Consider the following 20,333-nt stretch of genomic DNA (forward strand, 5'->3'; position numbering starts at 1 on the left):
CACGCCGGCTTCGGTCTTGAGCTTTTCGACCAGCTCGGCGACCGACTTGACCTTGACGCCCGCCTTGCGGCCCGACGGCTCCTCGGTCTTCAGCACCTTGAGGCGCGGGCTCGTATCGACGCCGAAATCGGCCAGCGACTTCTTGTCGAGCGGCTTCTTCTTCGCCTTCATGATGTTCGGCAGCGAGGCATAACGTGGCTCGTTGAGGCGAAGGTCCGTCGTCACGACCGCCGGAAGCTTCACCTCGATGGTCTGCAGGCCGCCATCGACTTCGCGTGTCACCTGGGCGGAACCGGAACCGATCTCGACCTTGGAGGCGAAGGTCGCCTGCGCCCAGCCGAGCAGCGCCGACAGCATCTGGCCGGTCTGGTTGGAATCGTCGTCGATCGCCTGCTTGCCGACGATAACAAGGCCCGGCTGTTCGGCGTCTGCCACACCCTTGAGGATCTTGGCCACCGCGAGCGGCTCGACGGCGTCGTCCGTCTCGACCAGCACGGCGCGGTCGGCACCCATGGCGAGCGCGGTGCGCAGCGTCTCTTCGGCCTTCGCAGGGCCGATCGACACCACGACCACTTCCTCGGCCTTGCCGGCTTCCTTCAGCCGCAGCGCCTCTTCCAACGAAATCTCGTCGAACGGGTTCATCGACATCTTGACGTTCGCAAGCTCGACGCCAGACCCATCCGACTTCACGCGGATCTTTACGTTGTAATCAACAACGCGCTTCACTGGGACCAAGATCTTCATCGGCAGCTCCAATTCGTCAGCAAAGGGTCCGGAAACGCTCGACCATCACATCGAGCACGTCGCCGGGATCACGCTTCCACCAGGTGTTCGCGGAGAAAATCTCGACCTCGCAGGGCCCGGCATAACCCGCCCCTTCCACGCTCGCGCGGATCGCTTTGAGATCGGCAACTCCGTCGCCCATCATGCCGCGATCCAGCAGCACGTCGCGCGTATCTGCAAGCCAATCGCAGAGGTGATAGCCGAAAATCCTGCCCTTGCCGGCGCGCTGCAACTGGGCGTCCAAATCGCTGTCCCACCAGACATGATAGACATCGACGGCAAGGCCGAGGTTCGGCATGTCGACCATTTTGCAGATATCGACGGCGTCCCGCACCGTGGTGAGACAAGAGCGATTGCCGGCATAGACGGGGTTGAGGGGCTCGAGCGCCAGTTTGACGCGGCGTTCAGCTGCATAGGGAACAAGGTCTGCGACACGGTCGGCCACGATCCTAAGGCTCTCAAGCGTCCCCTTCGTGCCGGGATGCACGCCGCCCACGACGATCGTCAGAACGGCGGCGCCAAGACCGGCAGCCATGTCGATGGATGCCTTCGCTTCGTCGAGAACCGCAGCCCGGTCGAGGGCATCCGCGCCAACCAGAAAAGGCGTTCGGCAAAGCCCGGCGACGGCAAGGCCGGCCGCGCGGGCACGGTCGCCAATCCCCACCGCCCGAAGACCGATCTCCCGGCGCCAGAAGACGATCGAGCCGAAGCCACGTGCCGCGCAGGCATCGATGACACGCTCCGGCTCCCAACCAGCGCCACGGCCCTCGATATTATGGCCGAGGCTGGCGGTATTGAGCGCCAGCGCCGAATGGTCCCTGGAAAAATCGCGCATCGTCATGCGCCATAGACGGCGAGCAGCGTCTTCATGCGCGTGACGGCAAGTTCGGGGTCGCGCAACAGCCCGCATTGATCGGCAAGGCGGAAGACTTCGACAAAGTAGGGCAACGGCCGCATGGCCTGCGCGCCGTTCAGCATGACGAAATGATCCTGGAAGCCATTCAGCCAGGCAAGGAAGACGACGCCTGTCTTGTAATACTGCGTGGGCGCGCGGAAGATCAGACGGGCAAGTGGCACGGTCGGATCGAGCGTTGCGCGGAAAGCTGCCTTGTCCCCGTCACCCAGCCGCTCGACCGCATAGGCTGCGGCAGGGGCGAGCGGATCGAAGATACCGAGCAAAGCATGCGAAAATCCCGCGTCATCGCCTTCGATGAGTTCGGGATAATTGAAGTCGTCGCCGGTATACATTTTCACGCCGGCCGGAAGGCGGCGACGCATGACGACCTCCTTCTCCTTGTCGAGCAGGGAAATCTTGATGCCATCGACCTTGGCCGCGTTCGCGTCGATGACGGCAAGCGCCGTCTCCATCGCCGGCTCAAAAGCCGCGTCGCCCCAGTAGTTGGCGAGCTGCGGGTCGAACATGTCGCCAAGCCAGTGTAGGATCACCGGCTCGTCGCAGGCGGCGAGCATATCGGAATAAACCTTGAGATAGTCTTCCGGTCCCTTCGCAACACGCACCAGCGCGCGCGAGGCCATAAGAATGAGGCGGCCACCGAGCTTCTGGATGGCCTCAGTCTGTTCCAGGTAGGCGCGGCGCACATCATCCAGGCTTTTCACCGCCGTGGGGTCGAGGTGATCCGTGCCGCAGCCATTGGCGACGAGGGCATCCGGAAGCTCCTCGCGCGTGCGGCGGATCAACTCCAGCGCACCGGGCCAGTCGAGTCCCATGCCGCGCTGAGCGGTATCCATCGCTTCGGCAATGCCAAGGCCAAGACCGGCGAGGTAGCGACGAAACTCCATCGTCTTCGTCCAGTCCACGGTCGCCCGACCGGACGGGTCGTTTGCGGTAAAGGGATCGGCGACGACATGGGCGGCGGAGTAAACGACGCGCGCCGGGTCTTTGCCAAGCGTCGCGGCCGCAATCGGCGCTCCAATTAGGGCATAGTCGGTGCGACGGCCGGTGGTATCGGGAAGGACGATTTTCATGGTGAGGACCTCAGAAGCGCGGAACGAGCATGCCGGCATCGGCCGGGATCGACAGGCCGGTCGTGTAGGGAAGTCGCCCGGTTGCAAGCGATGCGATCAGCGTGCCGACTTCGGCGGGTTCCCCGACGCGCGGGAAGAGCGTGAGCCCCTGGGCGGCCCGCTCTCGGTAGGCCTCGATGACGGGAGCCGTCATCTCGGTGGCGATCAGGCCGGGCTGGACATCATAAACGGCTATGTTTTCCCGGCCGAGCCGGACCGCAAGCGTCTTTGACACCATCGAGGCGGCAGCCTTCGAGGCGCAATATTCCGAGCGCTGTTCCGCCACCGCAACGGCGTTCGACGAGGTGACATTGACGATCGAATGGAAGTGGGGAGAGCGAGGGCGGGCAAGCGCGCGACGCGCGAAGGCCTGGCTCAGGAAAAACAGGGCTTTCGTGTTGACGGAAAAGCAGCGGTCCCAACTCTCCTCCGAGACCTCCAGCATGTCACCACGGCTGAGCACGCCGACACCGGCATTGTTGACCAGCGTGGTGAGCGGTCCGAGTTTCCGCTCGACGGCTTCGAGGGCAGCATTATGGCCGCCGATCGCGGCAACGTCGAATGCGGCAGCGGCGACCGGTACGCCGTGGACGGCGATGCGCGCGACGGCGGCGGCGAGCTCGGTATCTTCGGCCGGTCCATTGACGGCAATCGCAAAGCCTTCGCGCGCCAGAGCCTCGGCAACGGCAAGACCGATGCCGCGGGAGGAGCCCGTCACCAACGCCACCGGCCGAGCATCAGCAGCGCTCATGCCCTCGCCCCTTTCTTCAGGAGTTCCCGCGCGATGATCATGCGCTGAATCTGGTTCGTGCCTTCATAGATCTGCGTGATCTTCGCATCGCGGTAGAGGCGCTCCACCTCGAAACCGCGGATGTATCCCGAGCCGCCGAAGACCTGCACGGCATCGGCGGTGCGCTGCACGGCCATGTCGCCCGCAAAGCATTTTGCGATGGAGCAGGCTTTCGTTGCGTCCGCGCCAGTGTCGATCTTCGATGCCGCGGAATGAACGAGCAGGCGCGCGGCTTCGATATCCTTCGCCATGTCGGCGAGCAGCCACTGCACACCCTGGAAATCGGAGATCGCTTTGCCGAATTGCTTGCGCGTGCCGGCATAGTCGAGCGCGGCCTCGAGACCGGCCTGCGCGATGCCGACGGCGAGCGAGGCGATGCCGACACGCCCTTTGTCGAGCACGGACATCATCATGTGAAAGCCACGGCCTTCCGTGCCGAGCAAGGCATCGACCGGCAGGCGCACATCCGAGAAATTCAGCGCGCCGACCTGGCTGGCACGCTGGCCCATCTTGTGTTCCTTCGGCCCCTTTTCGACACCATCGGCATGCAGGTCGACGATGAAGATCGACATGCCGCGGTTGCCGGCATCCTTATCGGTTCGGGCCAGAACGAAACCATAATCGGCCACCGGAGCATTGTGGATCCAGATCTTGCCGCCGTTCAGCCGCCAGCCGTTTCCGTCACGCTCCGCGGTGGTACGAATGCCGGAAACATCGGTGCCCGCTTCCGGCTCGGTAATGCAATAGGCGACCTTGGCCCGCATGCCGAGAATTTCCGGCAGCAGCGCCTGCTGGCTTTCCGTGCCGTGACGCACCAGAAGCGTCGAGATGAGTTCGACGAGGCCGCACTGGTCGGCGACCGATGCATAGCCCCGGCTCAGCTCTTCCATGACGAGCGCATAGGTGAGCGTATCGAAGCCCGGGCCGCCGAGAGCTTCCGGCACGCCGATACCGAATAGCCCAAGCTTGGCCATCTCTTCGTACAGGTCTGCGGGAAAGCGCTCCTCCCGGTCGAGTTCCTCGGCCAGGGGGCGGATCGTTTCGTCTGCAAAGGCGCGCGCCATCTCGCGCACCTGCTCCTGCGTTTCGGTGAGATACATCTGCCTCGTCTCGCAACTAGTAACTATCTGGTTACATACATTCCTCTACCGATAAACGTCAAGACGGAAAAATGCACAAGGCCCGAATGTAGCTGCTTGCACAGCCGCTTGGCCGCGTGCATATTATTCACTATTCAGTTACTTGAGGAGGGAAACATGCACCCGGGAGAAAAGCGAAAATTTGGCCGAACGGACCTCGACGTCACCGCCTTCGGCTTCGGCACCGCGCCGCTCGGCAACATTTTCCGCGAGATCGATGAGACAACGTCGCAGGAAATGTTCGTGCGTGCCTGGGAGGCCGGCGTGCGGTTCTTCGATACGGCTCCGATGTATGGCCATGGCCTTGCGGAACTGCGGACGGGCCATTCGCTGCGTTGGAAGACCCGCGACGATTTCGTGCTCGCCTCCAAGGTCGGGCGCATCCTGCGGTCGGCCCGGCGCGACACGATCGATTTCGCGCCCTGGACGAATGCCGCGCCCTTCACCATGCATTTCGACTACAGCTACGACGGCACGATGCGCGCCTTCGAAGACAGCCTGCAGCGACTGGGGCTGGAACGGATGGACATGTGCTTCATCCACGATATCGACGTTTTCACGCGGGGGAGCGAGCAGCCCGAAGTATTCGAGCAGGCGATGGACGGCGCCTGGCGGGCACTGGAGCGGCTGCGTTCGGAAAAGGTCGTGAAAGCGATCGGGGTCGGCGTGAACGAATGGCAGGTCTGCCACGAAGCGCTTCTGCGCCACGATTTCGACTGTTTCCTGCTGGCCGGCCGCTATACCCTGCTCGAACAGGAGGCGCTGGATGCGTTCCTGCCACTATGCGTAGCGCGCGGTGCAGCGGTCGTCGTCGGCGGCGGCTTCAACTCAGGTATCCTTGCCACCGGTGCGAAGGACGGCGCGAAGTACAACTATGCACCCGCACCCCGCGAGATCATGGAAAAGGTTGCGAAGATCGAGGCCGTGTGCGCGGAACATGGCGTCCCGCTGGCCGCCGCAGCCCTGCAATTCGTCGTCGCCCATCCCGCCGTTCCGTCTTTCATGGCGGGCACGCGTACGCTCGAACAGTTGGACCGGAATCTCGCCTGGTTCGCCCACGCGATCCCGGCCGACTTCTGGGCGGACCTGAAGAAAAAAGGCCTCCTGCGCGAGGATGCACCTGTTCCGACGTAAAGACATCAGCCCGCGTTGCGAAGGCATCGCGGGCTTCTAGCGGATCAGGATTGCCCTGAAGTCATTGGCGCCATCCGCAAACGCGCCCGGCATTGCCCTCAGAACCGTCGATGCGATCCTTATCGGCGGTAAGCGCCTCGCAGGCGACGTCCTCGCCTGCGAGCCGAACGACAGCAAAATTCGGTATTGCGCCCACCTTTGCCGCGCCTCTGATGGTTACCGTCGTTTCGCCGCCTTCTCTCCTTCGTTCCCATCGAGCCAGGTCCCTATTATCCGCTGCGGTAGCGTGATGCCGTATGTCTTGACTGCATCGGGCACGGGATGCGCCGCCTCGCAGAGGTTACTCGCCGAAACGGGCCGGGCGTTTCTGCCGGTAGGCTGCAAGTCCTTCCGTCAGATCATCGGATGCCGCCGCCACGGCGCCGGCAAGGGCCTCCACGACGCGTTCGCTTTCCTCGCCTTCGGCAGCGTTGATCAGCATCTTCGTCAGTTCGGTCGCGCGCGGGGAGCGTTTCAACACGCGCGCCGCGGCAGCTTCGGCGGCAGCAGTCCCCTCGCCCGTCGCGACGACCTTATCGACAAGGCCGGCGGCAAGCGCTTCCTGCGCGGTGTAAATCTCGCCGAAAAGCGCCATACGGCGAACAAGTTGCGTTCCGAAGCGGCGCGATGCGCGCTGCGTGCCCGACCAGCCGGGGATGATGCCGAGGCCGGTCTCGGGCTGGCCGATCTTCACATGCGCCTCGGCGATGCGCAGGTCGGCACAGGCGGCAAGTTCCAGTCCACCACCGAGCGCGTGGCCGTTCAGCACAGCGATCAACGGCACGGTAAGGCGTGCCAATGCGTCAAAAGCACCATGCCCGTCACGTAACCAGCGGCGCGAAAACGTTTCCGCGTCAAGGTTGCTCCACGCCTCGATATCACCACCCGCACAGAAGGACTTGCCGCCCTCGCCAGCAAAAATCGCAACGCGGGCATCCGAACGCTCAATGATCCGGCAAGCCTCCAGCAGCGCGTCGATCATATCCTCATCGATCGCATTTAGCTTTTCCGGGCGGCGCAGCGTGATCCGTGCGACATGATCTTCGATGGAGAGAGCGACACGCGGATCGCTCACAGCGCCAGCCCCATGGTACCGGCGCGAAACAGCGCATCGTCCATCACCTTGAGCGTCTTCGAAACTCGCAACGGCGTCGCGGCCTGATGGAGAACATCGCGCTGAAGATCAAGACCCGGAGCGATTTCTGTGACGATCAGCCCGTTGGCATCGAGCTCGATGACGCAACGTTCGGTGACATAGGTGATCTCCTGCCCCTCCGTGCGTGCGCGCTTACCGGAAAAGCTGACCTGGTCGACCTTCGGCACAAATTTTGCGATGCGACCCTCCTTGTCGATGACCAGGCGGCCATCCTCGACATGCATCTTCGCGCCGGCATTGAAATTTCCCGAGAAGACGATCTTCTTCGCGCGTGAGGTGATGTCCACGAAGCCGCCGGCGCCCGCCGTGCGGTGCGGCGTTGCCGCAAGGCGGCTGACATTGACCGAGCCTTCGGCGTCAATCTCCAGGAAAGACAGGAGCGAGCAATCAAAGCCGCCCGCCTGGAAATAGCAGAACTGGTGCGGCGAGGCGACGAAAGCCTCGGCATTGGAGGCGCAGCCAAACTTGAAATCGAGAAGCGGCACGCCACCCACCGCGCCCTGTTCGATCACCCAGGTGACCTTGCCGTGCAGGCCCTCCTCGATGAGAATGCGTGGCACATTGGCGGAAATGCCGAAGCCGATATTGACCGCCCAGCCGTCCTTCAGTTCTTGCGCCACACGGCGAGCGATGACCTTGCCGACATCGAGCTCCGGTAGCCGGAAGGTTTCGAGCGGGCGGAAGAGTTCACCCGAGATCGCCGGATCATAGGGCGTCGCCGTCGTCTGCAACTGGTCGGGCGCCTCGACGATGACGTCGACGAGAATGCCGGGGACGCGCACATCATGGGGACGCAATGTTCCGCTTGCCGCGACGCGCTTGACCTGGGCGATGACGAGACCGCCGGAATTGCGCGCCGCGAGCGCCATTTCCATCGCGCCGAGGGTTGCGCCCTCTTGTTCGAAGGTGAGATTGCCCTTCTCGTCTGCGGTCGTCGCGCGGATGATCGCGACATCGGGGCGGATCGCCGGGAAATGCAGCCAGTCCTCCCCTTCGAAGGCAACGCGCTTGACGAGCGGCGCGGCGCGTGCGCTAGCATTCATCGCGCAGCCGTCATGGTCGGGATCGACGAACGTGTCCATGCCGACCTTCGTCAGCACGCCGGGGCGCTTGGCCGCCCCCTCGCGCAGCATGTCGAAGACGATGCCGGACGGTACGTTCCAGGCGGCCAACTCCTCCTTGAGGATCATCTGCCAGATGAGCGGCGGCTCGGCATTGCTCGGACCGGAAGGATAGGAGCCCCCGATGATCTTCACCAGCATGCCGGGCTTGGCGATGTGATCCACACCGCGCGTGCCGAAGAAGTCGCCGGCAGCAATCGGATGGATGGAGGTAAGACCACGCGGATGGCCCTCGCTATCGAAGCGCTCACCCAATGCCTTCAGCACGGCGTCGGGGCAGCAAAGGCCGGAAGAAGAGTTCACAGCAACGACCGCCTCATCCTTGATAAGCCGGACAGCCTCCTGCGCAGTCTTCACCTTCTTCATCGCTGAATTCTCCGTTCCCAATTGCATTAAGTAACTAACTAGTTATAGATTAATTGCTGCCAGGGCAATCTGGCAAGTGAGATTTTCGTGTTGGTTGAGACGCGATGAGGCTAGATCGCCCCGCAAAGGAGGAGGCATGAACATCTATTTTCAGAAGCAATTTCAGCGCGGTTTCGGCACCTATCCATTGAAAGGCGACGAACTCGGGAAGGCTATCGGCGCTGCGATCGATGCCGGCTACCGGGCCTTCGATACCGCACAGATGTATGGCAACGAGGCCGACACGGGCACGGCGCTCGCAGCCTGCGGTGTTGCACGAGAAGAACTGTGCATCACGACGAAGGTGCATCCAGACAACTATTCGGAAGAGAAATTCCTGCCGTCGGTCGAGGCCAGTCTGAAGGCGCTGCAGATCAATCGCCTCGACGCCCTTTTGCTGCATTGGCCGCCCGTCGGAGGACACGTGGCGCCATCCCTGCGCCTGCTGCAAACAGCCCGGGATCGCGGCCTCGCGAACACGATCGGCGTGTCGAACTATACGGCGCGCATGATGTATGTGGCGCGCAATGTGATCGATGGGCCGCTCGTCACCAACCAAGTAGAGTTCCACCCTCTGGTCGACCAGCGGAAACTGCTTGCTGCCGCATCGGAGACCGGCATTCCGCTCTCGTCCTATGCCTCGATTGCCCGCGGCGAAGTGTTCAAGCACGGCCTCTTCGCTGAGATCGGCAAAGCCTATGGTAAGTCGGCCGCGCAGATCGTCCTGCGCTGGATTCTGCAGAAGGGCGTGCCGCTGAACACGATGTCGACGAAACCGGAAAATATCAGAGCGAACTTCGACGTTATGGATTTCACGCTGTCGTCCATCGACATGGATCGCATCGATGCCCTGAACGCCACCGGCTACCGCATCATCAAGCCGGGTCAGTTGCCCTGGGCTCCCGAATGGGACTAATGCAAAAGGGCGGCCGCAAGGCCGCCCTTCTTATTTTTGGTTGTCGATCAATCAGGCATTGCCGCGGATCATGTCCGATGCCTTTTCCCCGATCATGATCGTCGCCGCATTGGTGTTGGAGCCGACAAGGCTCGGCATGGTGGAGCTGTCGCAGATGCGGATGCCGTCGAGGCCGTGCACACGCAGTTGCGGATCGACCACCGACATCTCGTCGCGTCCCATCTTGCAGGTGCAGGTCGGGTGATAGGAGGTGCGGCCGTACTGGCGCGCATAAGCCACGTAGTCCGCTTCCGTCCGCACGTTGCGATCGGGGAAATGCAGCGTCTTGATATATTTCTGCAGTGACCGCTGCGCAAAAATCTCCTGGCTGATCTTCACGCCCTCGACCGAGATTTTCACGTCGTCTGGATCGGCAAGGAAATTCGGATCGACGACCGGCAGAGCGCGCGGATCGGCCGAACGCAGGCTCACGGTGCCGCGCGATTTCGGCCGTAGCGTGTAGGAATTCAGCGTGATACCGGAAGCGCCCTTCGGCACGCCGGGAACGCCGGCCTCAGCGCCTGCGCCTGCCAGGAAATGGAACTGCAGATCCGGCGTCTGGTTTGCCTTGTCGCCATACCAGAACGCACCGCCCTCTACGACGTTCGACGTGATGGGACCGGAGTTGAAAAGGGCGTACTGAATGCCCGCCCAGATCGACCAATGCAGCTTGTTATACTTGTCCAGGCTGTCGTGGCTCTTCAGCTCGGCGACGATATCGACGCCAAAGTGGTCCTGCAGGTTCTGCCCGACCCCCGCCATGTCCTGCACGACTTCGATGCCCTGGCTGCGCAGGTGCTCTGCCGGCCCGACGCCCGAGAGCATCATCAGCTTCGGCGTACCAATGGCGCCGGAGGTGAGAAGCACTTCGCTCTCTGCTCGCGCAACCGTGCAGCTGCCGCCGGCTTCATATTCGACACCCACGGCACGGCGCCCCTCGAAAACGACACGCAGGACAAGCGCACCGGTGACGATCGTCAGGTTTGGGCGCTCCAAGGCCGGCCGCAGGTAGCCGACGGCCGTCGAGCAGCGCCGGTTGTTGCGCGTGGTCGTCTGATAGACGCCAGTCCCTTCCTGCACCGGGCCGTTGAAGTCCGGATTGTATGGAATCCCGGCCTCCTGGCAGCTCTGCACGAAAGCGCGCGTCATGCGCTGCGGTTCTGGAATATTCGAGACGCCGAGCGGGCCATCCGTGCCATGCCAGGCGCCGGAGAGGATCGAATTGCCTTCCGAGCGCAGGAAATACTTCTGGATGTCCTTGAAGCCCCAGCCTTCCGCGCCTTCCTCCACCCAGCGGTCATAATCAGCGGGAACGCCGCGGGTAAAAACCTCGGCATTGATCGAGGAGCCGCCACCCAGGACCTTCGCCTGCGCGTACAGAATCTCACGGTTGTTCGCATACTTCTGCGGCGCGGTCTTCAAGCCCCAGGTGAGAGGACCCGTCGTCATTTTGGCAAAGCCGACGGGCATGTGGATGAGCGGATTGGTGTCACGCCCGCCTGCCTCGATAAGGCAGACCCGGGCGGATGGATTTTCCGAAAGCCGCGCTGCCAGCACGCAGCCCGCGCTGCCGCCGCCGACGATCACATAATCATACCCCGTGGCCATCATGCGATCCAATGCGTGCGCTTGCCGATCTCGACGTGAACGGACTTCACCTGGGTATACTCCTCCACTCCATAGATGCCGGCTTCGCGGCCCCAGCCGGACTGCTTGAAGCCGCCGAGTGGCATTTCGGGGCCACCGGCCATGATCGTATTGACCCAGAAGCGCCCGGCACGCACCCGACGGCTTACCGTCAGCGCCTTGTCGATATTCTTTGTCCAGACGCTCGCGGCAAGCCCATAAACGGTATCGTTGGCAAGCTGTATGGCTTCTTCCACCGTATCGAAATGCATGGAGCACAGAACGGGACCGAAAATCTCGTCGCGGGCGATCGCCATGTCGCGGGAGACGCCGGAGAAGAGTGTCGGCGCGATATACTGGCCGCGGCCGAGATCGATCGCCTCGCCGCCGGTCAGCAGCGTGGCGCCTGCAGCCTTGCCTTTTTCGATATAGTCGAGGATCGTCGCATTCTGCGCTTCGGTGGTGATGGCGCCGACTTGCGTGCGCTCATCAAGAGGATCGCCGACGCGGATCTTCTTCATCTTCTCGACAAGCAGCTTTTCAAACTCTGCCGCCACGGAGCGCTCGACGATCAGACGCGAAGACGAGACGCAGCATTGCCCTGTGTTGAAGCTGATGCCGAACGCAGCGCCATCGGCGGCGTCTTCGAGGTCGGAGTCGGCGAAGACGATGATCGGGTTCTTGCCGCCAAGCTCCAGGCCGAGCTTCTTGAAGTTGCTATCAGCGGCTGCGTGAACGCAGGAGCGGCCGACGGCGGTGGAGCCGGTGAAGGAAAGCATGTCGACGTCTGGATGTTCGGACAGCGCCTGGCCGATCGTGCGGCCGGACCCGGTGATAACGTTGTAGACGCCAGCCGGCAGGCCCGCCTCGGCCAGCACTTCGGCAAGCAGCAATGTCGTCGCGGCGGTGACGTCCGACGGTTTTACGACCATCGTGCAGCCCGACGCCAGAATGAAGGGTACGCGCTCACAGAGGATGAGGAACGGGAAATTCCACGGTGTAATAAGGCCGACGACGCCGATCGGCTCGCGCAGCACCATGCCGAAGAGATCGTCACCAAGCGAATTGAAACTGTCGCCATGCAGCATGCGGGCGGCACCGGCACCCACTTCGAAACAGGCGATGCAATGGTCGATCTCGCCGCGCGCCTGGGAAATCGGCTTGCCGTTTTCCAAGGCTTCCCAGTAGGCGATCTCGTCGCGACGGCGGCGCAGGATTTCAGCGACGCGCAGCAGGACGCTGCCACGTGCCGCCCCCGAGAGGCCAGCCCAGCGACGATCTTCGAAAGCCCTGCGCGCGGCGGCAACAGCGGCATTCAGGTCATCGACCGTGCAGCGCACCGTGCGCGTGACCGGCGTGCCGTGGCCCGGCGAAGCGCGCTCGAAATGCTCCGTGCCATCCTTCCATTGCCCGTCGATAAAAAAGCCGAAGGTGCGCGCCGCTGTCGGGGCAGAAAGAAACTGGTTTTTCTGGTCCATGATATACCTCCACTTCGATAGGTCTTACGCCGCAATGGCGATCTGTGTCTTCAGGTCCTGCGGTCGGTCGCCGAGGCTTTCGAACGCCTCCTGGATCGCATCCAGCGGATAGCTCGCCTTGGTAAAATCATTGGTGCGGAACCGGTTGTGCGACAGAAGGGTCAGCGCATCGTGCATATCCGGCCCCATGCCGGCCACGGACCCCTTGAGGCTGCCTTCCTCCAGAACCGTGCGAAGAATATCGATGGCGACGGTTTCGCCCGGCGGCGTGATGCCAAAGAAGGCGACATGCCCGCCGCGGCGCGCCAGATCGAAAGCCTGTTCATAGAGCTTTTGATTGCCGACGCTTTCGATGACGATGTCTGCGCCGCGTCCGCCGGTCATCCGAAGCACGGTCGCTTTCAGCTCTGCCGGATCGGAGACGGCGGCATCCGCGCCGGCTTCGAGCGCCATGCGGCATCGATCGGCCGAAAGATCCACAACGATGATGGGGGCGGCGCCGACGAGGCGCATCATCTGTACATGCAGGTTGCCGATCGGCCCGGCACCGAAGATGACGACGGACTGGCCGAAGGCCGCCCGCGCCTTGCGCGCGGCCCGAACGACGCAGGCGACAGGCTCCGTGAGCGCCAGAACCTCGTCAGAAATAGCGGCATCGACCGGAATTGCGAGACGCGCGGGCACGGCGACGAACTCGGCGAAGGCACCATCTCGGCCAATACCGACCTGCGTGACTTCGGCGCAGTTCAGCACCTCGTTGCGACGGCACCAGAAACAGGCTCCGCAACCGATATTGATATCGACGACGACCCGTGTGCCGACCGCCAGATGCCGGACATTGCCGCCTCGCCCGGCGATCGTTCCGCAGAACTCGTGACCCGGGATCAGCGGCAGTTTGTCAGCGGCGTAGTGACCGTTGAAGATATGAATGTCGGTGCCGCATATGCCCGTGCGCGCCACCCGCACGAGAATATCTTCCGGCCCTATGACCGGCACCGGCACGTCGCGGAGTTCAAAACGCTTCGGTGCAGTCAGGACGGCGGCGCGCATGGTGCTCATCGCGATCCCTCACTTGACCGTGCGCAGCTTGGCGCGGTCGATGGTCAAGGCAATGGCAACGATCAGCACGACGCCGAACACCATCTGCTGGCGCGTCGCATCGATCTCGAAATAGAGCATCGAGGCGCGGATGACGGCGACGATGAGCGTGCCGATCACCGTATTGACCACGCCGCCGACACCGCCCGTCAAGGGCGTGCCGCCGACGAGAACGGCGACGATGGCCGGCAGCAGGAAGCCGTTGGCGATGGTCGGCGCGCCGCCCGAGAGTTTCACCGCGAAGAGCAGGCCGGCAATGGCTGCCAACGCACCGGAAATCGCAAAGGCGAGGATTTTATAACGCGCGACATTGAGGCCTGAAGCGGCGGCAGCGAGTTCACCGGCGCCGACGGCTTTCAAGGCGCGGCCAAGCGTCGTGCGGCGTTCGATGAAAAGGCAGATCGCAACGAGCACGGCGGCGATCAGCAGTTCGTGCGGTATGCCCCATGTGTGGCCGATCATCCAGCCGAAGGTCTCGTTGCGCTGCGTTGCATCCATGTTGAGCGCCCGCTGGCCGGAAAGCCATTGCGCAATCGAAAAGGCAACGCCGCCGACGGCAAGCGTCGAGATGAAGGACGGCACGAAGAGGCGCGTCGTGACATAACCGGAGAGCATGCCAAGTAGGAAGCCTGCGACGACGCAGAGCACGGCGACCCACGCCCCCATCGACGCGAGATAGACCGAGGCGACGACCGTCACCATATTCGCCATGGACTGGGCCGACAGATCGATGCCGCCGATATAGATGGCGAAGGTGAGCCCGAGCGCCATGATGAACAGCGGCACGATATCGCCGGCGATGCCGAGCAGGTTCGAAGGACGCAGGAAACCTGGATCGTTGATGCCGACGATCGCGACGAGCACGACCAGCGTGATCCAGGGCAGGTGCGGTTTGAGGCGCTGAATATCCATCTTGTCCCTCAGATCATATAGTGCAGCAGGTCGAAGGGGGTGGGCTTGGCGCCTGGTTCGCAAGCGAATTGCTTCTGCATGCGCCCGTCCTTGACGACGATGATGGTGTGCGACAGACCGATCGCCTCTTCCAGGGTATCGGCGACCAGAACGATGCCGACGCCCGCCGCGCTCATCGCACGGATCATGTCGTAAACGTCTTCCTTTGCGCCAATGTCGAGACCGCGCGTCGGATGATCGAGCAGCATGATATCCGACCCACCCGAACGCCACTTGGCGAGCACGACCTTCTGCTGATTGCCGCCCGAGAGGTTGCCGCAATCGGCAAATTCCGAATGCGCCTTGATCGACAGCTTCTTGATCCAGTCGCGCGCCAGCGCTCGCTCCTCGGAAACGCGCAGAACACCGCTGCGGGAATGGTTCTTCATCTGCGAGAGCGTCATGTTCTCATAGACGTTCATGCCGGCAACGATGCCTTCGACCTTGCGCTCGCGCGGCACATAACCCACGCCGCTGGCAACCGACTGGCGCGGCGAATAGCCATTGGCGTCCGCACCCTTGATTTTGAGACGCCCCGTCACTGGCGTCAGCATGCCGTAGATCGTGCGCAGGATCGCCTCGCGTCCGGAGCCTTCCGTACCGACGAGGCACAGGACTTCGCCGGCATGCACTTTGAACGAAATATCCTGGATGCGCCCCGGCAACCCGACACCCGCCATCTCTACCAGCACTTTCGACTGATCGAACGGCTGCTGCAGATGCTCACGGTAATACTGCTTGTCGACGTTGCGACCGACCATCTTATGCTGGATGGCCTCCGCCGTGGCGCCATCCCGTTCAACCACATCGACAACCTCGCCGTCCTTCATGACGTAGATGCGATCGGAGAGCTCCATCACCTCGTCCATGCGGTGCGAAACGAAGATGAAGGCGGCACGGGACGTCAGTTCGCGGACGAGCTTGAAGAGCAGTTGCACCTCGTCCTTGGAGAGAACGGAGGTCGGCTCGTCGAGCAGAATGACGAGATCGCCCTTCACGCGCTCTTCCAGCGTCAGAACCTTGGCTAACTCGACGAGCTGGCGCTGGACGAACGAGAGTTTCGACGTCACCATCGCCGGATCGATATCAAGCTTCACCTTGGCGAGCTGCGCTTTGGCAGCCGCAGCCATCGCCTTCCAGTCGACCACGCCGAAGCGTACGAACTGACGCTCGTAGCCGAGGAAGATATTTTCCATAACGGTCAGGTTCGGGATCAGGGACTGTTCCTGAAACACCATCCCGATGCCCTTTTCCATCGCTTGGCGCGGATTGGAGAAACGCACGCCTGCACCATTGATGAGGACTTGGCCGCCATCCGGCTGGTAGGCGCCATAGATGACCTTCATCAGGGTGGATTTGCCGGCACCATTCTCTCCTACGAGCCCGACGATCTCACCGCGCTTGATGTGGAAGTTGATGGACTTAAGCGCGTGGACACCGGGGAATTTCTTATCGACAGCTTTGAGTTCGTACATGGTGCACCTCACTTCACGAAGGAAACCATCTTGCGGTCGGTGGAGAGCACCACCGCAAGAATGACGAGGAGACCGAGCACGCCGTCCTGGAGGAAATCGGGCAGGCCGATGACGACCATGCCGTTGTCGATGACGTTGACGATCAGCACGCCGACAAGCGCATTCCAGACGCCGCCAATGCCACCCCAGAGCGCCACGCCGCCAACGACCACCGACGTGATGGAGACGAACATGAAGTTCGCGCCGGTCACGGATTCTGCCTGCCCGATGCGGGCGACGACGAGGATCGCGGCGATGGCGTAAAAGACACCGGCAAGCGCAAAGCCCGTGACGCGGACACGTGTGACATTGAGGCCCGACGCGTGAGCAAGATCCTCGCCACCGCCAACCGCGTAGAAATTGCGGCCAAGCGTCGTGTGCGTCTGGATGAACCAACCGACAAAGAGGAAGAAGGCCGCGATATAGACCATCAGCGGGAAACCGAGCCAGCGCACGGTGAGAAGGCCGCGGAAGGCCGCATCGCTGACTTTAACGATATCACCGCCCGTGAGCAGGATGGCCGCACCCGTGCCGACAAAGCCCATGGCAAGGCTTGCCATGAAGGACGGAATCTTCAGCTTCACATGAACCAGCCCGTTCAACACGCCGATCAGTCCGCCAAGAACGAGCACCAGGGGAATGGCAATCCAGCCGAGGCCGCCAAGCGAACCGCCCAGCTGGGCGAAGATGAAGGCGAAGGAGACTGCGGTCAGCGAGACCGTTCCTTCCATGGAAAGGTCGATCGATCCCATGACGATGATAAAGGTGACGCCGACAGCGACCATCAGGGCCGGAGCCGCCGCAATCGCGATACGGGCAAAATTTCGCAACGAAAAGAAGGTCGGGTTCAGCGCGGTGAAAAAGATCACCAGCGCGATCAACACCAGAAGCGGCGCCCATTTGATCAAGGTTTCGCGCGATAGGCGACGTGTCACGTCAGACACCCCTCTCATGAAATTTCGCAGGAGATGGAGGCGGCAGCGCCTATGGCTGCCGCCATGCCCAATCAGGACTTGTACTGGATCTGGCCGTTCGACGGCCCCCAGAAGTCCTTCCAGTCATAGGCCGGCACCGAGTCCAGATACTTCGCCTTGAACTCCGCCGCGTCCTTGGCCGTGACGAGGATCGTCGGGCCGTAGAATTCGCGGTGTTCCTTCGGCTCTTCGGACGGTTTGAAGGTGCCGATGGCCGCATGATAGGCAAGGGCAGCACTGATGCCGCCACCCCAATGCGGATTGGTGAAGACGGTGGCGAGAAGCTGGCCGTCCATGACCATCTGCACGGCTTCCGGATTGCCGTCGTAGGCGACGATCGGCATGTTCTCGATGCCTTCGGCACGCAGTGCCTCGATCACGCCGTAGGCAATATTGTCATTGGCGCAATGCACGCCCTTGATCTTGTCGCCGTAGCGGGTGAGGAACGAGGCCATGAGGGCCGCACCCTTCTGGGTGTCCCAATCGGCCGGCTGCGCGTCGAGCAGCTCGATCTTGGGGAAATCCTTCAGCGCATTCTTGAGGCCGGCGAGGCGCTCGACGGCGGGATTGTTGGCCGCGATGCCACCGAGGTGAACCACACCGCCCTCGCCGCCCATGGCTTCGAAGAGGATGCGCGCGGTCTGCTCCGCCGGCTTCTCGTCCGACCAGGTCATGTGCGAGACATAATTGTCGCCGAAATCCCAGGGATGCAGGTCGTCGGTCTTGTTCCAGATCGTCGAGATATAGGCGCCGGCGGCCTGAACGGCCTCTACGACCGGACGGGCGTTCGGGCTGTCATTGGCATCGCAGGCAATGGCGCAATTGCCGTTGTTCTTGGCGAGGAAGGCCTTGATGTCGGCCAGCGACTTTTCCGTCGATCCCTCGTTGATGAGACTGACCAGCGCGCTCTTCGGCCTGCCAAGCGATTCCACGAAGGCCTCGCCGCCGGAAACAACCGAGTTCCAGTAAGCCGATGCGCGGTCACGATAGCTCCAGGCAATCGCCGGGTCCGTCAGTGCCGCGCGTACGCTTCCACCGCCGAACAGCCCCGGCACCGCGGCCGCGCCCATGCCAGCCGCAGCGGCGAACAGAAAATTGCGGCGGCTAACCGTCTCGCGCTCGATGAAATCCTTGATAAAGGTCGACATGCTTTCCTCCCAAATCCCCGATTGAAACGCTTCCCGCGTTGTCGCTGGCCTGACTGCGGGCAAGGAGAACCTTACCCTTCAGGTGAGACGCTCCAGCGTGCCTCTCACACCAATTAACGCACTAACTAGTTACTTCTTTAGTTTCGCGCAAGTCAAGTGGTTTTCAGTAGGATGGCAACAGGCAATCGCGCCGGCCGGCTTTGACGGATGGCAATGCGTGCGTGTATGAGTTGCAGGAAAGACATCCCGACTGCGCCAAAGGACAGGCTGAAAACATGACCGGCGAACAGACAGAAAAACCGGGGCGCAAGCCCCGCATTCGCGACGCCGAGGCCACCAAGGCACGCATCCTCGATGCGGCCAAAAAAGAATTTGCGAAGAACGGCTTAGGCGGCGCGCGCGTCGATGACATCGCTGAAAAGGCGAAGGCCAACAAGCGCATGATCTACCACTATTTCGAGAGCAAGGAAGGCCTGTTTCAGACCGTGCTCGAGGATGCCTATCTCGACATCCGCAGCGCCGAGCAGAAGCTGCATCTGGAAGATCTCGAGCCCAAGGCAGCGCTTGAAAAACTAGTGCGCTTCACCTGGGAATATTACCTGAAAAACCCGGAATTCCTGACCCTGGTCAACAGCGAGAACCTCCATCGCGCCAAGCATCTCAAGAAATCGGAGATCATCAAGGTCTCGAGCCGCAAGCTCGTCAACATGGTCTCGACCATCCTGGAACGCGGCGTGAAGGCGGGCGTCTTCCGGGACGGCGTCGATCCCGTGCAGCTCAACATCACCATTGCCGCGGTCGGCTATTATTATCTGACGAACCGCTTTACCGGGACGATCATCTATGAGCGTGATCTCATGGCAAAGGATGCCCTGGAACAGCGCATCCAGTTCAATATCGAGACGATCATGCGGCTCGTCACGGTTTGACAGTACCTGTCGGTAAACCATGCCGTGAAGCGCTCGGGGATCAAGGACGTCGCGGCCGCGGCCGGAGTATCGGTCGCAACAGCCTCCCTTGTGCTGTCGGGAACCGGCCGGCCTTCCGAAGCGGCACGCAAGCGCGTGCTCGAAGTGGCCGATGCACTCGGGTTCATTCGCGACGCTTCCGCAGCGCGCCTGCGCACCGGAGAATCCAATCTTGTCGACGTTATTCTCAACAACATCGTCAACCCGTTCTTCAGTGAACTCGTCGCCTCCCTTGAAGTAACGATCTACGAAGCCGGCAGTCTCACACTCCTCGCGACAGTCCAGAACGACCTCGTCCGGCAGGAACGGCTCCTCGCGTCCATGATGGCGCAAGGTGTCGGCAGCGTCATCCTCTCCCCGGTTCACGGCAGCTTCACGCTCTGCCGTCTCAGCCTTGATAAGCTGCGACAGGATAGGGATTGCCGCCTCGAACGCCGGCGACCCTTGCTTGGTGAGTTTGCCGACGGCTTGTGCCATGCCGTGCATCTTCAATTGCCGCAGCATGACGACGGTGTCGCCGGCGGCGAGCGTGGGAACCGAGACCTGCTCGACATAGGCGCGCAACACGTTGTCGTTCATTGCACCATCGATGACGAAAGTAGCGGTCATTTCGGTCAGCTTGGGCGCGCCGGTTAAAGTTTTGGTTTTCCAATGTCCGCGCGGCACGCCGGCCTGGCAGCGCTCAACGCGCAGCGCGCAATCTTGGTCGACAGGCCGGTCTGACCGATGAAGACCAGCTGGCCGGATCCGGATCGGTTTGGCTGTCGAACCAGGCGCGACGGCGTTTCAAGATACCGGGGCTTTGAACGTCTACTCGTGTCCGCCAAGCCAATCGCTCAAGGCGCTTCGGCCGAAGCGCATAGCGCGGACCACTCGGTTTTGATCTGGGTTTGAATGTCCATCAACGCGAAAGCCCCCGTGCATTTTTGCGACGGGGGCTTTTTGTTTGGTTGCGGGGGCAGGATTTGAACCTGCGGCCTTCAGGTTATGAGCCTGACGAGCTACCGGGCTGCTCCACCCCGCGTTATC

General features: G+C 62.0%; 17 protein-coding genes, 1 tRNA gene and 3 pseudogenes. 4 read left to right on the plus strand and 17 right to left on the minus strand.

The genetic code is table 11. From position 1 onward, the window contains the following. From ACOZKU_RS10505 to ACOZKU_RS10525, 5 genes are all read right to left on the minus strand, one after another. Positions 1-744, minus strand: a 744-nt coding sequence (locus ACOZKU_RS10505; protein ID WP_421578821.1) for an electron transfer flavoprotein subunit beta/FixA family protein, incomplete at its 3' end; no start/stop codon positions are given. Positions 745-760: 16 nt separating this feature from the next. Next, positions 761-1,618, minus strand: a complete 858-nt coding sequence (locus tag ACOZKU_RS10510) for a sugar phosphate isomerase/epimerase family protein (RefSeq protein ID WP_421578822.1) — start codon at positions 1,616-1,618, stop codon at positions 761-763. A 2-nt stretch (positions 1,619-1,620) separates the two neighbouring features. Further along, positions 1,621-2,769, minus strand: a complete 1,149-nt coding sequence (locus tag ACOZKU_RS10515) for a dihydrodipicolinate synthase family protein (protein ID WP_421578823.1) — start codon at positions 2,767-2,769, stop codon at positions 1,621-1,623. 10 nt (positions 2,770-2,779) lie between these two features. Next, complete coding sequence (locus ACOZKU_RS10520) at positions 2,780-3,559, minus strand: 3-ketoacyl-ACP reductase (protein WP_421578824.1); 780 nt, start codon at positions 3,557-3,559, stop codon at positions 2,780-2,782. Further along, positions 3,556-4,698, minus strand: a complete 1,143-nt coding sequence (locus tag ACOZKU_RS10525) for an acyl-CoA dehydrogenase family protein (RefSeq protein ID WP_421578825.1) — start codon at positions 4,696-4,698, stop codon at positions 3,556-3,558. Before ACOZKU_RS10525 ends, ACOZKU_RS10520 begins: the two co-directional genes overlap by 4 nt. A gap of 156 nt (positions 4,699-4,854) precedes the next feature. Here ACOZKU_RS10525 and ACOZKU_RS10530 point away from each other — a divergent pair, with 156 nt between their 5' ends. Next, positions 4,855-5,871, plus strand: a complete 1,017-nt coding sequence (locus ACOZKU_RS10530) for an aldo/keto reductase (protein WP_421578826.1) — start codon at positions 4,855-4,857, stop codon at positions 5,869-5,871. Between the two features lie 340 nt (positions 5,872-6,211). Here ACOZKU_RS10530 and ACOZKU_RS10535 read toward each other — a convergent pair whose 3' ends face one another. Together ACOZKU_RS10535 and ACOZKU_RS10540 are read right to left on the minus strand one after the other, a co-directional pair. Continuing rightward, on the minus strand, positions 6,212-6,985 hold the full coding sequence (locus tag ACOZKU_RS10535) for an enoyl-CoA hydratase/isomerase family protein (protein ID WP_421578827.1): 774 nt from the start codon (positions 6,983-6,985) through the stop codon (positions 6,212-6,214). Continuing rightward, positions 6,982-8,553 (minus strand): acyl CoA:acetate/3-ketoacid CoA transferase, encoded by a 1,572-nt coding sequence (locus tag ACOZKU_RS10540; protein WP_421578828.1) that lies wholly within the window; start codon positions 8,551-8,553, stop codon positions 6,982-6,984. Before ACOZKU_RS10540 ends, ACOZKU_RS10535 begins: the two co-directional genes overlap by 4 nt. A gap of 136 nt (positions 8,554-8,689) precedes the next feature. Here ACOZKU_RS10540 and ACOZKU_RS10545 point away from each other — a divergent pair, with 136 nt between their 5' ends. Continuing rightward, a complete protein-coding gene (locus ACOZKU_RS10545) occupies positions 8,690-9,508 on the plus strand; it encodes an aldo/keto reductase (RefSeq protein WP_421578829.1) in 819 nt (272 codons plus the stop codon). 51 nt (positions 9,509-9,559) lie between these two features. On the opposite strand, the gene ACOZKU_RS10550 is transcribed toward ACOZKU_RS10545, so the two are convergent. The 7 genes from ACOZKU_RS10550 to ACOZKU_RS10580 form a co-directional block, all read right to left on the minus strand. Then, entirely contained in the window at positions 9,560-11,155 is a 1,596-nt protein-coding gene (locus ACOZKU_RS10550; RefSeq protein WP_421578830.1) for a GMC family oxidoreductase, read from the minus strand. Further along, entirely contained in the window at positions 11,155-12,651 is a 1,497-nt protein-coding gene (locus tag ACOZKU_RS10555) for an aldehyde dehydrogenase family protein (RefSeq protein WP_421578831.1), read from the minus strand. Before ACOZKU_RS10555 ends, ACOZKU_RS10550 begins: the two co-directional genes overlap by 1 nt. Before the next feature lie 24 nt (positions 12,652-12,675). Further along, positions 12,676-13,710 (minus strand): zinc-dependent alcohol dehydrogenase, encoded by a 1,035-nt coding sequence (locus ACOZKU_RS10560; RefSeq protein ID WP_421578832.1) that lies wholly within the window; start codon positions 13,708-13,710, stop codon positions 12,676-12,678. Positions 13,711-13,719: 9 nt separating this feature from the next. Beyond that, positions 13,720-14,661: an ABC transporter permease gene (locus ACOZKU_RS10565; protein ID WP_421578833.1), complete on the minus strand. Its 942-nt coding sequence runs from the start codon at positions 14,659-14,661 to the stop codon at positions 13,720-13,722. Between the two features lie 8 nt (positions 14,662-14,669). Then, positions 14,670-16,175 carry a sugar ABC transporter ATP-binding protein gene (locus ACOZKU_RS10570; protein ID WP_421578834.1) on the minus strand — a complete coding sequence of 502 codons (1,506 nt, stop codon included), beginning with the start codon at positions 16,173-16,175 and terminating at the stop codon, positions 14,670-14,672. A gap of 8 nt (positions 16,176-16,183) precedes the next feature. Then, entirely contained in the window at positions 16,184-17,149 is a 966-nt protein-coding gene (locus tag ACOZKU_RS10575) for an ABC transporter permease (protein ID WP_421578835.1), read from the minus strand. Between the two features lie 71 nt (positions 17,150-17,220). After that, positions 17,221-18,336, minus strand: a complete 1,116-nt coding sequence (locus tag ACOZKU_RS10580) for a sugar ABC transporter substrate-binding protein (protein WP_421578836.1) — start codon at positions 18,334-18,336, stop codon at positions 17,221-17,223. Positions 18,337-18,611: 275 nt separating this feature from the next. On the opposite strand from ACOZKU_RS10580, the gene ACOZKU_RS10585 reads away from it, so the two are divergent. Together ACOZKU_RS10585 and ACOZKU_RS10590 are read left to right on the plus strand one after the other, a co-directional pair. After that, the gene (locus ACOZKU_RS10585; RefSeq protein WP_421578837.1) at positions 18,612-19,265 is read left to right on the plus strand and encodes a TetR/AcrR family transcriptional regulator; all 654 of its coding nucleotides are present in this window, start codon (positions 18,612-18,614) and stop codon (positions 19,263-19,265) included. A 24-nt stretch (positions 19,266-19,289) separates the two neighbouring features. Continuing rightward, positions 19,290-19,424: pseudogene (locus ACOZKU_RS10590) on the plus strand (LacI family DNA-binding transcriptional regulator); the annotation flags it as partial. 252 nt (positions 19,425-19,676) lie between these two features. On the opposite strand, the pseudogene ACOZKU_RS10595 reads toward ACOZKU_RS10590, so the two are convergent. From ACOZKU_RS10595 to ACOZKU_RS10605, 3 genes and pseudogenes are all read right to left on the minus strand, one after another. Continuing rightward, a pseudogene (locus ACOZKU_RS10595) lies at positions 19,677-19,790 on the minus strand (ATP-binding protein); the annotation flags it as partial. After that, a pseudogene (locus ACOZKU_RS10600) lies at positions 19,767-20,177 on the minus strand (IS630 family transposase); the annotation flags it as partial. The pseudogenes ACOZKU_RS10595 and ACOZKU_RS10600, both read right to left, overlap by 24 nt. A gap of 74 nt (positions 20,178-20,251) precedes the next feature. After that, positions 20,252-20,328: transfer RNA gene (locus ACOZKU_RS10605), tRNA-Met, on the minus strand. Positions 20,329-20,333 lie beyond the last annotated feature (5 nt).

Origin of the sequence: Shinella sp. M31 (assembly GCF_049199205.1) — a bacterium.
Lineage (GTDB): Bacteria > Pseudomonadota > Alphaproteobacteria > Rhizobiales > Rhizobiaceae > Shinella.

Coding starts and splice junctions, on each gene's coding strand:
- ACOZKU_RS10510 (WP_421578822.1), bottom strand. CDS start 1,618: ATGCGCGATTTTTCCAGGGACCATTCGGCGCTGGCGCTCAATACCGCC.
- ACOZKU_RS10515 (WP_421578823.1), bottom strand. CDS start 2,769: ATGAAAATCGTCCTTCCCGATACCACCGGCCGTCGCACCGACTATGCC.
- ACOZKU_RS10520 (WP_421578824.1), bottom strand. CDS start 3,559: ATGAGCGCTGCTGATGCTCGGCCGGTGGCGTTGGTGACGGGCTCCTCC.
- ACOZKU_RS10525 (WP_421578825.1), bottom strand. CDS start 4,698: ATGTATCTCACCGAAACGCAGGAGCAGGTGCGCGAGATGGCGCGCGCC.
- ACOZKU_RS10530 (WP_421578826.1), top strand. CDS start 4,855: ATGCACCCGGGAGAAAAGCGAAAATTTGGCCGAACGGACCTCGACGTC.
- ACOZKU_RS10540 (WP_421578828.1), bottom strand. CDS start 8,553: ATGAAGAAGGTGAAGACTGCGCAGGAGGCTGTCCGGCTTATCAAGGAT.
- ACOZKU_RS10545 (WP_421578829.1), top strand. CDS start 8,690: ATGAACATCTATTTTCAGAAGCAATTTCAGCGCGGTTTCGGCACCTAT.
- ACOZKU_RS10550 (WP_421578830.1), bottom strand. CDS start 11,155: ATGGCCACGGGGTATGATTATGTGATCGTCGGCGGCGGCAGCGCGGGC.
- ACOZKU_RS10555 (WP_421578831.1), bottom strand. CDS start 12,651: ATGGACCAGAAAAACCAGTTTCTTTCTGCCCCGACAGCGGCGCGCACC.
- ACOZKU_RS10560 (WP_421578832.1), bottom strand. CDS start 13,710: ATGAGCACCATGCGCGCCGCCGTCCTGACTGCACCGAAGCGTTTTGAA.
- ACOZKU_RS10565 (WP_421578833.1), bottom strand. CDS start 14,661: ATGGATATTCAGCGCCTCAAACCGCACCTGCCCTGGATCACGCTGGTC.
- ACOZKU_RS10570 (WP_421578834.1), bottom strand. CDS start 16,175: ATGTACGAACTCAAAGCTGTCGATAAGAAATTCCCCGGTGTCCACGCG.
- ACOZKU_RS10580 (WP_421578836.1), bottom strand. CDS start 18,336: ATGTCGACCTTTATCAAGGATTTCATCGAGCGCGAGACGGTTAGCCGC.
- ACOZKU_RS10585 (WP_421578837.1), top strand. CDS start 18,612: ATGACCGGCGAACAGACAGAAAAACCGGGGCGCAAGCCCCGCATTCGC.